Here is a 12,387-nt window from a genome sequence, read left to right as displayed (position 1 = left end):
TGGTTGTTTGCGTTTTATAAAATATCTTTTGTATCAATTATAAATTGTTTGGTGTTTTTAATTTTGCGCTGAACGTCTTCGTGGTCAATACCTTTATTATCCAATGCAAAAACGTAATCTACCATATTTAAGGTATTTTTTAAAGATTCCTCATTTAGTGATCCTTGCTTTAATTTAAATACTTTGGAAGGACGTGGTTCGTTCTTTTTTAACGGCACCTCATAATCTAGCATATACTTTTGAATAAGCGATTTACCTTCTTCAAATTTTTCCAGATCACCAAGCACAGATTCATCAATTATGGTTCCTGCCCAATCCTGACTTTCTGCAATGTCGTGTGCATACACCAACCCTTTTCCATAAAGACACTGGACTGTATAAGAACCTCCTTCCGGATTATCATTTCTACCTGAAACAAATCTCACATTACCTTTTACAACTGCTCCACGAAGCGGAAAATTATAGCCAATCTCTTTCCAATTGAATTCATAAGCCACTTCAATGAGTTCAGCCAACGATTCTTCCGATAAATCATTTGTCCAGAATAAAATGGTATCTGAAATATTGAGTGTATTCAATTTTGATTTGGAAGTATCTGCATAGATAACCCCTCCACGAGGCGGATGATAATTTCCTCTTGCAATACAAATTTCAATATCTCTAAAAATATGGCCCATTCTTCTCATCAATATTTCATCTTCATTATTGAGTATAAACTGTTTGAAGCCCATAAAATCAAAATATGCGAGGTAAACTTCTTTCATAGTGGTTTTTTAATAATTTCAATTTAGGCAGTTTGAAGTATTTTTTTGTTGGTTTATGATCTCTCAAGCGACTAAAAGATGTCTAAAGATGTCTAATTTTTTTGAATAAAAAGACCGATAAAACAGGCTTTTTTGTGAAACGGATGTCTAAAAAGACGTCTAACGTGTCTAAATTTTTCACGGTTTTAGACGCCAGGTTTTGCCATCAAGATAAATTTCATCGTTTCTCTTCATTGCCTGCAATAGATTTTTTACTTTATCTTTCTTTTGTTTTTCATTAAGCACATCAGGTAATTTATCTTTAAGCAAATTTTCAAAGTCTGATCTTTCACCCCCGTTAAACTTCAACATATAATCTTTCATTATCTTTCTGCAATATTCATCTTCAATGCCCTTTGCCTGCAAATATTCCTTTTCTTTTCCAGTAACCGATGCTACAGAAGAAGAAATATGATAGTTTGGTTTTCTTCCTTCAATAAGCCCCTTGTTCCGTAACAATTTAGCAGCAGGATCTGTAATTTCCTGTTTTTTCTGCACCTTATCAAGCAATACCACTTCGGTTAAATGCAGGTCATCTTTGTTTTCAATCAGCAGTTTTGAATAATTTTCATCCAATGAATGACCATAAATTTCTAATATAACTTCATCTGAAGTTGATTTGGAATAATCAGGCAGTGGAAAATATCTTTCTTTCTGGCTTTTAAGCATTTTAAAAATACCATATCCCATAGAATCAATCATATTAAGGTTTACCATAGCATCCTTAAGCCAAGTATTTCTATACTTTTTAGGTGTTTTTTCACCAGTAAAGTAATCTTCAGCATTGCCTTCAAAAAAGCCGCCTGCACTCTCAAAAATCAGTTTGTTTATTTTTTCGGTTACAACAATTCTGGAATTGCGGAAATAATCCTGATGCGCAATACAGTTGTTAAGGGCTTCCAGAATCACTTCATTATCATACTTCACCACTTCAACCGATATTAACTGATTGTCTGGAAAAAATTTATACTGCACATTTCTGATTTTCGCCAAAATATTATTGACTTCAAGAAACAAAGGCATCCCGAAATGTTCGTACGCTCTTTCTTCAGTATCGAGTTTCCAGGTAATTTGTGCAATATGTGGTGAAAGAAAATGCGCGGATTCGTATTTGCCTAATAAAATTAGCGCTGTATTGGTAATTTTTCCCTGCGCGGTAACTTTAACTCTGTCTAAAAAAGTTGCATCCGACCAACCATCTATATCTTTATAAAAAGATTTATTTTTATTTTTTTCTTTATACAGTTCTTTGGCTTTGGCTATTGCATCAGCATCCAGGTCATTTATTGTTGCTTTCTCAACAATTTCAGCGGACCAGTCTCGGTCGCTATTTAGGATTCTTTTAAGATGTTCAGGAAACTTTTTAAGTTCTGTAAGGTGGGAATCTATCCTGATATAAGCCACATTCTCAAACTCTGTTGGGACAGAAGAGCAAGCAGGAATTTTGAAAATAATTAATTTATCTCCGTTGTAATCACACGGGAACACTTCAAAATATATAGACGGTGTAAGTCCTTTACGAATGTAAAAATCTAAATCACTTCCTTTTTCTTTTCTCTTTAAGTAATTATAAGTGGTTCCCACAACATCCCAAGTATCATCTTCGACGCCAAAAACCAAATAGCCAAAAGGTTCATTGGATAATCTGGCTGCATTGGACAAGCCGGAAATATATCTTCCCAACCGTTGATTATCGGTAGCATCATTGCGTTTAAACTCAATCCAAGTAGTTTCTTTGGAATAAGAACGCAGTTCATCTACCATTTTTTTTAGTTCCTCATTACTCATCATTATATCAACTTCCAATTAATGGTAAACAATTCTTTTTCTTCAATTTTTTGATTTAAGCGGGATTCAATGTCATTCAATAAATTATCCTTACGCTCGTCTATTTCATCTTGGGCTGAAAACAGGACTTGTCTTTTTTCATTTCTTTTCTTTTCTAAATCCTTTATTTCGCGTTGTGCTGCAACTTTGTTTTCTAGGTTAAGAATTTTTTTGGCTTCAGATTTTTTCAGTCGGATTTCGGCATCCAGATCTTTAATTTCTTTCTCCAGACTGATTTTCATATCATCTGCCCACTGATCCAGTTTATCCATTTCTGTATCAAAGAAATCCCTGTTGCGTTCTGCATTTTCACTGATGATTTTTTGTTTTTCAGCAAAAATGATTTCAGAAAGCGTCTTCTTATATTCCTCATCTATTGCAACAAAATTTCCTTCAGAACCCTGAAGTGAGAATAAGCGTGCTGCCATTTCAGAATCCAACACTTCGCCCTCCTCGGTATAACAGGCAACCAACAGATAATCCTCCTGATCGAATGAATGAATCGAAAGACTGCTGACCTGCATCACACCGGTTTGCCCAATAAACTTTTCTAAGTATGCAATTTTGTTTTGTGATGCAGTATAATCGAAAATTATTTCTTTTTCTTCTGTTGTGTTCTGTTTGCAGGTGTCCAGAATCCGCTGTGCTAATTTGTGCCCAACACGATAGATATTTGTATCATCCGGAACCTCAATTGAAGACTTCTTTTTGCCCTCGGAACTTTTCAAAATCATATACGGTCCGGAATGAATTTCTTCTCCAGGAAACGGATTGCGGTTTAAACTAAAACTGTAATCTGAATTGAAATTTGCAAAATCTTTGAGGAAAAACTGTGTCACCTTCCAGAGATTGTCTTCAAATCGGGACAGGAACCGAAGCGTTTCGTCCTGATTGGTTCTTAATTTTTCGCGCACTTCATCATCAAAATTTTCCAATAATGTTGATTTCACGGACTTCATCCGTTCATCAATTTCAGGTTTCAATTCATCCCGTAAAGAATCAAAAGCGGACTGTATTTCCTCGGGTGATCTGCAGTCCTGATAAATCTGTGCAATTCTCTTTTCAAAATCAACACCGTTGCCAATTGCACCCAACACTTCATCACTTGCCCCAAAAACACCGTTAAACAGTTGGAATTTTTCGTCAAGTAATTCGTAAACCCTTACATCCGCTGCATTTTTTTTGTTAAGGAAGTTGATAACAACTACATCGTGCTTCTGGCCATATCTGTGGCAGCGTCCAATTCTCTGTTCAATTCTCTGCGGGTTCCAAGGCAGATCATAATTCACAATCAAAGAGCAAAACTGCAGGTTAATACCTTCGGCTGCGGCTTCAGTAGCAATCATAATTGTTGCTTCATTTTTGAAATAATCTACCAATGCTGCTCTTTTATCTGCGGTTACCGAGCCCGTAATTTTATCAGTTCCTTTATTTTCTTTAAGCCAGTTTTTGTAAATTTCTTTGGATTTACGGTCGTTATTCATCCCGTTAAAAAGCATCACTTTATCTTTATATCCGCGTGCTTCCAAGGTATTATATAAATATTCCTGCGTTCTTCGACTTTCCGTAAAGATTAATGCCTTTTTATTGGCTCCTAATCTTGCAAGTTCTGCAAAACCTTTTTCCAAAGCCACAAAAAGATGTTCGGCTTTTGAGTTTTTCCTTATGGTATATGCTAAAGACCTGAACTTCTTGAGGTCTTCAATTTCTGCCTTAATATTTTCTAAATCTTCTTCAGAGTAAAACAATTCATCTTCCTCTGATTCATCTTCTTCAAACCATTCGTCTGCCACTTCATCTGCGGTTTCATAATCTTCATCAAGTTCATCAAGCAAGTCGGTTCCTTCCTGTTTTTTTAAAATGGCTTCCAGTTTCTTAACTAATGTATCTAAAGTGCCATAAATAGCATAAGAGGATGAAGCGAGCAATTTTCGCAGAATCAAAGTCATTAACTGTCTTTGGCTGTTCGGCAAGGCATACAGTTTATCTCTCTGCAGGTAAAGAGAAACACCAACATACAACTCGGTTTCTTCGTCAGTAGGGATAAATTCTTCTACAATGGCGATTCTGTCTGTATAGTTGATATACTCCAAAACCTGTCTGCGAAGTGTTCTGTGAATAACAGGCTGAATTCTGTTCCTTAATTCCAGATAATCTTCTTCTTCAAGGTTTCTGCTGTATTGTGATTTAAAACTTTTAATATCTCCGAAAACATAGTCGTCGATTATGCTAACCAGTCCATATAATTCAAGAATAGAATTTTGTAAAGGCGTAGCGGTGAGTAAAACTTTCTTATAATTACGGGTTGCATCTTTAATTGCGTTACTTATCTTGTTGGAAGGTTTATAGACATTCCGTAAACGGTGTGCTTCATCGATTATAATTAAGTCCCATTTGGTTTGTTCAATGTATGGTGCTTTAGTTTTGGCGAAAGGATATGAACAAATAACGATTTCATCGTGGCGGCTGAAAGGATTAAGATTTCCTTTCCTGATTTCGTAATTAAAAGATTTGGATTCTAAAATTATTGACGGTAAAAAAAACTTATCCGCAAGTTCCTGGTTCCATTGCTTACGCAAATTGGCAGGTGTAATAATGAGTAATCTTCTTTTTCTTTCCGCCCATTGTTGTGACAAAATAATACCCGCTTCAATTGTTTTTCCGAGTCCTACTTCATCTGCCAAGATTGCCCCCTGCGATAATGGCGACTGAAAAGCAAACAGTGCAGCATCAACCTGATGTGGGTTTAAATCTACCTGTGCGTCCTGTAAGGATGCGGTAAACTTCCCTAAACTATTAGCCGGAAGTTGTCTTGTTAATTCGTAAGATAAAAATTTAGCGTGGTAAGGCGTAAAGTTCATTAAATGAAAGCGATTATTAATTTTTAGTTAATTGTGCAAATTAGAGAATTTTTGTGAATTGTGGAAGTGGGTAGGTAGGGTAAGTAAGATTTTAATAAAGAAAAAATAAAAATTTTGTTTTGAAAAAAAACTATTTTATACGATGATTAGAATGAAAAAGAGTGAACCGCTTCGTCTGGTTTGCTTAGAAATTCTTTAGAGTGAGTAGAAAATTTTTAAAGAAAAAATAAAAAAAGTCTTTTGTAAAAAAACGCTTACCTTACCCACCCCCTAAAACAAAAGAAAAAGAGTGCTTTTCGCACCCTTTTTAATTTTGAAACCTGAACTGACTTTGAACTGGATTTTCTTTTGGTAAGGAATCATCTGAGACCAAACCGTTTTCTGCTTCCACTTCATCAAATGTTTTTTCATAAAGGGCGTAAACATAAACGCCCTGTCTTTTTAATCTTAAGAAACTGTGTTTTTTAAGTGCTTTGCCGAGTTTGTTTATTGCAGCATCTGAAATATTCAGTTTGGTTTTTTCAGCCAGTTTTACTGCAATCTGCGTGGTGGAAAGATAAGCATTGGCTGTTTCTCTGTCGGCAACTTTAAACCAGGATAACAACAGTTCTTCTTCCGGGCTTTTGATTTGATATTGTTCATTATTGATGTTTATATCTTTGATTTCTTCCTGATTGAACCAATGGCGGAAACCTTCCTTGTGGAGTTTTAATGCCTGTGAATAGACTTTATTGATGTCAATTTCGTGGGTGTATTCTATGTGTTCCACTTCAAAACATAGGAAACGGCGTGAGCCGGTTGTGTCGTTCAGGAATTGCGCAGTGTTTACACTGCCTGCAAAAGACGCGCGGCGCGGCATATTTTCATTATTATGTCCGTAGGCTTTTCTCATTCTGATGTGGGTTTTTGTTATGATTTCTTTCAGCGAGCCAATTTCAGTTCTGTTCAGGTTTTCCAATTCGTCCAGGTTGATTAACATACATTCTGCTAAATGAATTAGGGTGTCTTTGTTGTTGGGGTTGATGGTCCCGGAAAAGATATACTGCTTCAGTTCTGTGGGCATTAGTTTTTCAATCCAGGTTGTTTTTCCTAAGCCCTGTTTGCCGGAAAATACTATTACGGTCTGATTGATTTGTTTTTCATTCAGGACGCAGGCAACCATTGCCACGAACCATTTTTTGAAACATACTTTCCAAAGGTCGGGTTTTGTAGTGGTAATGGTTAAGGCAAGTTCTTCAATATAGTCTTTGCTTTCGTCGTATTCTGTAAGGTTATCAAAGTAATCTTTGAATGGATCATACATTTCGCAGAAGTCTGAATGCAGGAGATTCCGTAAGGAATTGATGCTGCATTTTACTTTTGCCTTTTGGATTTCGCGGAGGATTGAGTTTTCTTTGAAATCAGTTATTGGTTTCCAGGCTTTGCCGTTTATTCTTTTGTATTCCAGTTTTCCCAATACTTCGTTGTGGCGGAATTTGTAGCGGTTGTTCAGGAAGTTTTCTAAGCGGTCGATTAATGGGGGTAATTCCTCTTCGTTTTCGTCTGGTTCAGAAGATTTTTTTACGGTCGTGGATTTCTCGGATTTGTTTGATTTTTGTTTTGGTTGGAAGGTGTCTGTATTGAAGTCGCCGGTGTTGGAATACGCGCTTTTGACAGCGTTCATCACTTCGGACTGGTCGTAATTGAAATCAGCCAGAATGTAGCCCAATGCAAAGGATTCAGGAACGCCTTTTCTGTTGAGATTGTTGGCGAGTTGAAACACAAAATTATTGCGGTTACCTTCGGTAAACTGGATTTTCTTTTCGGTGAAACGGACTGCGTCTTCGTACAAAACATTATAATCCACTTGCGGATTATTTGAATGTTTTGAGATTCCTTCGCTCTGCTCGGAATGACAGACTTCTCGGCTTTCAATCACGAAAAATACTTCGGAAATTTCGTTCACGTATAATTCAGGATCGAAGGAACAAAAGCAAAGTCTTGATACATCTTTACCGGATTTGTCAATTTCTACCTGCAGCAATTCTTCAAAATATTTTTGAAGGACCAGAAAAGCGTCTTTGTGTTCATCTTTGCCGGAATCTACTTGTACAAAAATTTTCAGACCGTTTCCTGAAGGACTGACGAAGTAAGCAAAAACATATTCATTGGAATTCAGTATTGATTTGCATTCAGCGAGTTTTTCAGGAGTAATCTTATCAATGTCTAATACTACCAATGCGTTGTAATTGGTGAGAAATTCCATTTTTCTTCCGCCTTTGAATGTTGCAGAAGGTGTGAATGCCGGAAGGGATTTTTTGGCTCTTTCTGCGGCTTCTTTTTTGTCCTCGGCAAGGGATTTTCTGAGGTAGGTAATTTGGTTTCTGTAAGTACCGTTTTTGATTTCTTCCAGGATTTTGAGGATGTCTTTGTTTTCTGTGACTTCGTTGAAGTTTTTAAATAGTGAAGATTTCATAGAATTTGAAATTTAAAGTTTGAGATTTGAGATTTTAAAAAAGCCCAAAGCGTAAGCATGGGCTTTTTTGAATTTGTCAGAGGGCGTCTTTTGCTTAACGCTTGGCAAATGCGGAATTTCGGTAGTCCTGCATGAATTTCTCTACATCAGAAAGTTTGTAGTAGATTTTGTTACCGACCTGTGAAAAGGTAATTCTTCCTTCGTCTCTCCAGGTTTGTGCGGTGCGCAGAGAAACATCCATCATTTCCATGAACTGTTTGTTGTTCAGATAGGTTTCTGTTTTGCGCGGGTTGGTACTCTGGAGTCTTTCGTTGATGTCGTCGATTTTAGCGATTAACTGTTCGAACTGGTCTTTGGATAAAATGATTGCTTCCATAAAAATTTTTGTTTTAAGATTATGGAGCAAAGGTTTAAAAAAGAAAAAAGTCCGATTAGTTCGATTTAGTCCGATCGGACTAAATTCTTTGTAACTAACTGGACTTTAAGTATTTGAAAAATTAAACTATTGTTTAAAAATCGGACTAAAAGTTGATTTGCATGTCGGAATTCGGATCCTTGTCATTTCTTCCTGGTGAAAGATAGGTTTGCAAGGTTTCTTTTGACAGCGGATTTCCGTTTTCATCAGCAAAATTCTCTGAAATGAATTCAGCAATATCCTTAATTCGTTTTTGGATATAAGGTTTACCGTTTGGTTTTACAGAGGTCATCATCTGTTTGAAAGCATTGGTAATAATATTAATCGGACCATGCAAATTGATTTTTTCTTTTGCAGAAGTTTCGGGAGTGGATGGCGAAAACATTTTTCCCATTTCTTCCTGCAGTTTTCTCATGGCGTAAATCTGCTGTATTTCCTTTTCGCACTGTTCATCATAAGCAAGGGTATTGATGTTTATCGTTTCGATGCAGGACTGCTGGTATTCAAATTTTTCTTTGGTGAGTAGCATAATTCTTTCGGCATCTGTACTGAGTTTTGCCAATTCTGTTTTGAGTTCATGGAATGAGAAATAACGTTCTTCGCTTTCGGCGTTGATGTATTTTTTTGCAGGTTTTTTCTTTTCCGTTTTTTCTGCTTCTTCCAGAATTTTGTTTCTTTTGGTTTCGATGCAGGCATAAAATTTCATCAGCCGGCTTTGCTTTCTTGTACCGGAAAAAAGTTCATCATTCACCGTCAACAGTTTCTCAAATTTGTTAAGCCATAGTAAAGGTTCTTTCACCAGGTTACAGTGGTGGCAAATAAAGGCAGGAATTTCGGAATGTGGAATTGAAAATGAAAGTTTCAGCAGTTGCTGGCAGTAATCTTCTAAAGACTGTTTGGGTATTTTTTCAATATCGAATAACGGGTTAAAGTCATCCGTAACTTTTACGGACGAGAATTGCACGAAAGGTGCAGTTTCCTTCAGAAGATGGGTGTCCATAATTTGAAAAAATAGTTATGAAGTTATATTTTAAAAATAAATTACAATTATTACTCATTGTGTAGATTTTTAGCAAAAATCAATCAGCATTTTTTCGAATTTTACGCATTTTTTTTGCTTTTTCATCCTACTACGAAAATAATGAAGCAGAACGCAAATATCAAGAGTGAGTTATCCGCAATGACAGTTTTTTAATGCAAAATTTTGAAAGTCAGTGTAATATTTTTTAAGGAAAATTTGAGGTAAATAAAAAAATCCCTTTTCAGGGGATTTTGGTACTATATTTTAAATTACAAAGGTGTCAACCGCTTTGTCCAATTCTTCATCAATAATCTTTGCATAGATCTGGGTAGTACTAATTTTGGCATGATCCATTAGTTTAGAAACATGTTCAATACGCATTCCCTTATTAAGCGCCATAGTCGCAAAAGTGTGTCGGCTTAAGTGATAGGTGAGTTTGAAAGGCAGTTTTATTTCTTTTCCAATATTATCCAAATGAGTGCTGCATAATCTGTTTGCGCTGGTAATGATTCTGTCTTTTTCAATATCTGAAAGGGAATGGAAATTTGTCTGTTTAATTGCAGGGAAAATTAGGTCTTCCGGTTCCGGATTTTCAGTTTTATACTTCTTGATAATCTTAATGGCCGTTTCACCAATTTTCATTCTGTGGATCCGCTTAGTTTTTGTGATTTGTTTGTTTATGGTATTTTCTTCCTCATTGTAATCTTTCCAACGCAATGTAATTACATCAGAAAAACGAAGTCCACCTGCAGATACAGAGAACACAAATAAATCCCTATAAAGTTCCTTTTTACCAATGCCGTTTATTTTTAGTTTGCGTACCATTTCAAACTGATCCTCGGTAAGGAATTGTCTTTTGCTTGGAGCAACTTCCAATTTCAAATTCTTGAACGGATAATGACTATCTTCAACTAATCCTTCTGCCTGAGCGTACTTGAACATTATAGAAAGAACAATCATAGCCAATTTCTGGGTAGTTTTATTGTTTTTCAAAGTATTGGCCATATAATTCATATAATCCTGAAGTAGAACTATATCAATGTCATGAAAGCATAAATCACCATCATTCACAAAATTTTCAAACTTCTGTAACTGGGCAAGGTAATTATCATAGGTACTCACAGTGTAAGTTTTCTGAAGTTTTTTTAGTTTGTCTTTTGAGTACTTAAAAAATTCAACATTGTCTTTTCCCTTAATTGCTTCCTTGAGTTTTTTTGCGGTAATATTTTTAGACCTTCTTTCTGAATCTGCAATTAGCGCAGAAGCATCAGCAATTTTCTGATCTAAAAAAGCATTGTACCGAGCACTGTTTTTCATGCTCTTTTTTATTCTCTGCTTTGCTTCATCCCAATCTTTAGGTAGAAGTTTCAGACCTGTTGTTATCAACTTGGATTTTCGGTCTTTAATAACCCGAATATAAAGAGGGCAGGCGCCTGTTGCATCTGCCTGTTGCAGTCTAAGAATTAATTTTACTGAAGCCATACCGATAAATACTAGGTTAATACTAGTTTTTTGTGCAACTTTGTGTAATGGAATGAAACCTGATGAACAGGGTGATTACTAAAGTAGTGCAACCTAATACAAAGGTAAAACATTTAGTCCAACAAATAGCATATTTCTATGCTTTTTTATGCTTTATTTTAATATGTTAAATTCAGTAAATTGCCATTTAATAGGCATTTTAGAGCATTTTGAATAATTGATTTGAATAAATCGTATAACACTCAAATATATGAATATTTTTGAATCAAACATCAAAAAATGTTAATTTTTTTTTGAATCCTCATTAACTATTTGTATATTAATATTTTATAGCTATATTTGGATTGCGTATTTTAAATTATTGGCGTAAGGACGACGTGCAACGCCATCTGATTTTAGCTTTTTTTAATATATACAAAATACGCAGTGGTTGTATGGATTTTTCAGACAAAAGATTTCAGTTTTCCTCCGGAACTCACAACGGCTCCAACGTCATTTGGGTGCAGTTTGAAAAAGACCGGCAGCTCATTTCCTTTCTGCGCGAACACACAAAAGCACGGTGGTCCGCGTCACAAAAAAAATGGTACGTTACTGATAGCAGGCACTACCGCAAACTTTTTGGGCTGCCCGAGAAAATAATTGGCAAGGCAGTACTCTCCAAAATTCACCTTGTCAATTTGCCGGAGTTCCAGCGTTTCCGGGAACATCTCCTGCTGAAACGGTACAGCCAAAATACCATACGCACTTACAGCATAGAATTTGCACAGTTGCTCTACATCCTAAAAAGTTATCCCGTGCAGGAGCTTTCTCCCGAACGTTTGCGATCTTATTTCCTCTACTGCCACGAAAAACTGAAACTCTCGGAAAGCGAAATCCACAGCCGCATGAATGCCGTAAAGTTTTATTTTGAGCAAGTGCTCCACCGCGAAAAAATGTTTTTCGACATTCCGCGCCCAAAGAAAAAACTGCTGCTTCCCAAAATGCTCAGCAAAGCTGAAATCAAGAAAATAATAGCTGCCACAGAAAATCCCAAACATTCACTTATTCTGAAAGTGTGTTACGGCATGGGGCTCCGTGTGAGTGAAGTGGTAGCGTTAAAACTTTCCGATATCGACAGTGCGGAAATGCTGGTGCGCATCGAACAGGGAAAAGGTAAAAAAGACCGCATCGCCGTACTTCCACAAACTTTACTGCCAGAATTGCGGGAATATTACCTGACCTACCGCCCAAAGGTTTACCTTTTCGAGGGTAAAGAAGGCGAGGCATATTCTGTACGGTCTGCGCAGGCGGTATTTAGGAAGGCGATGGAAAAGGTAGGCATTCGCAAGAAAGTTGGTATTCACGGATTGCGCCACAGTTTTGCCACTCACTTAATGGAAACAGGAACCGATATCCGCTTTATTCAGGAGCTCCTTGGGCATAATTCCATTAAAACCACCCAAATCTACACGCATGTGACAGACCTTTCAAAGTCCAGGATAAAAAGTCCGCTGGATTCTTTATAATTTTTTTCTAAAACGGAT

8 protein-coding genes are annotated in these 12,387 nt (G+C 36.5%); 1 reads left to right on the top strand and 7 read right to left on the bottom strand.

Translation table 11 applies throughout. The features are described 5' to 3' along the window. Positions 1–14: 14 nt before the first annotated feature. From CKV81_RS00410 to CKV81_RS00380, 7 genes are all read right to left on the bottom strand, one after another. Positions 15–764 (bottom strand): hypothetical protein, encoded by a 750-nt coding sequence (locus tag CKV81_RS00410; RefSeq protein WP_095069327.1) that lies wholly within the window; start codon positions 762–764, stop codon positions 15–17. 177 nt (positions 765–941) lie between these two features. Then, the gene (locus tag CKV81_RS00405; RefSeq protein WP_169842751.1) at positions 942–2,567 is read right to left on the bottom strand and encodes an RNA-binding domain-containing protein; all 1,626 of its coding nucleotides are present in this window, start codon (positions 2,565–2,567) and stop codon (positions 942–944) included. A 26-nt stretch (positions 2,568–2,593) separates the two neighbouring features. Next, entirely contained in the window at positions 2,594–5,491 is a 2,898-nt protein-coding gene (locus CKV81_RS00400; RefSeq protein ID WP_095069323.1) for an SNF2-related protein, read from the bottom strand. A gap of 307 nt (positions 5,492–5,798) precedes the next feature. Then, a complete protein-coding gene (locus CKV81_RS00395; RefSeq protein ID WP_095069321.1) occupies positions 5,799–7,946 on the bottom strand; it encodes a VapE domain-containing protein in 2,148 nt (715 codons plus the stop codon). Positions 7,947–8,040: 94 nt separating this feature from the next. Further along, positions 8,041–8,322, bottom strand: a complete 282-nt coding sequence (locus CKV81_RS00390) for a helix-turn-helix domain-containing protein (protein WP_095069320.1) — start codon at positions 8,320–8,322, stop codon at positions 8,041–8,043. Positions 8,323–8,467: 145 nt separating this feature from the next. Next, positions 8,468–9,361 (bottom strand): hypothetical protein, encoded by an 894-nt coding sequence (locus CKV81_RS00385; protein ID WP_095069317.1) that lies wholly within the window; start codon positions 9,359–9,361, stop codon positions 8,468–8,470. A 285-nt stretch (positions 9,362–9,646) separates the two neighbouring features. After that, positions 9,647–10,864 carry a site-specific integrase gene (locus CKV81_RS00380; protein ID WP_095069315.1) on the bottom strand — a complete coding sequence of 406 codons (1,218 nt, stop codon included), beginning with the start codon at positions 10,862–10,864 and terminating at the stop codon, positions 9,647–9,649. 434 nt (positions 10,865–11,298) lie between these two features. Between CKV81_RS00380 and CKV81_RS00375 the strand changes: the two genes are divergently transcribed. Continuing rightward, positions 11,299–12,369 carry a tyrosine-type recombinase/integrase gene (locus CKV81_RS00375; protein WP_095069313.1) on the top strand — a complete coding sequence of 357 codons (1,071 nt, stop codon included), beginning with the start codon at positions 11,299–11,301 and terminating at the stop codon, positions 12,367–12,369. Positions 12,370–12,387: the final 18 nt, after the last annotated feature.

Origin of the sequence: Chryseobacterium taklimakanense, assembly GCF_900187185.1 — a bacterium.
Classification (GTDB): Bacteria; Bacteroidota; Bacteroidia; order Flavobacteriales; family Weeksellaceae; genus Planobacterium; species Planobacterium taklimakanense.
The sequence above is the reverse complement of the archived record's forward strand: the minus strand, read 5'-3'. Positions and strand labels throughout refer to the sequence as shown.

Coding starts and splice junctions, on each gene's coding strand:
- CKV81_RS00410 (WP_095069327.1), bottom strand. CDS start 764: ATGAAAGAAGTTTACCTCGCATATTTTGATTTTATGGGCTTCAAACAG.
- CKV81_RS00405 (WP_169842751.1), bottom strand. CDS start 2,567: ATGGTAGATGAACTGCGTTCTTATTCCAAAGAAACTACTTGGATTGAG.
- CKV81_RS00400 (WP_095069323.1), bottom strand. CDS start 5,491: ATGAACTTTACGCCTTACCACGCTAAATTTTTATCTTACGAATTAACA.
- CKV81_RS00395 (WP_095069321.1), bottom strand. CDS start 7,946: ATGAAATCTTCACTATTTAAAAACTTCAACGAAGTCACAGAAAACAAA.
- CKV81_RS00390 (WP_095069320.1), bottom strand. CDS start 8,322: ATGGAAGCAATCATTTTATCCAAAGACCAGTTCGAACAGTTAATCGCT.
- CKV81_RS00385 (WP_095069317.1), bottom strand. CDS start 9,361: ATGGACACCCATCTTCTGAAGGAAACTGCACCTTTCGTGCAATTCTCG.
- CKV81_RS00380 (WP_095069315.1), bottom strand. CDS start 10,864: ATGGCTTCAGTAAAATTAATTCTTAGACTGCAACAGGCAGATGCAACA.
- CKV81_RS00375 (WP_095069313.1), top strand. CDS start 11,299: ATGGATTTTTCAGACAAAAGATTTCAGTTTTCCTCCGGAACTCACAAC.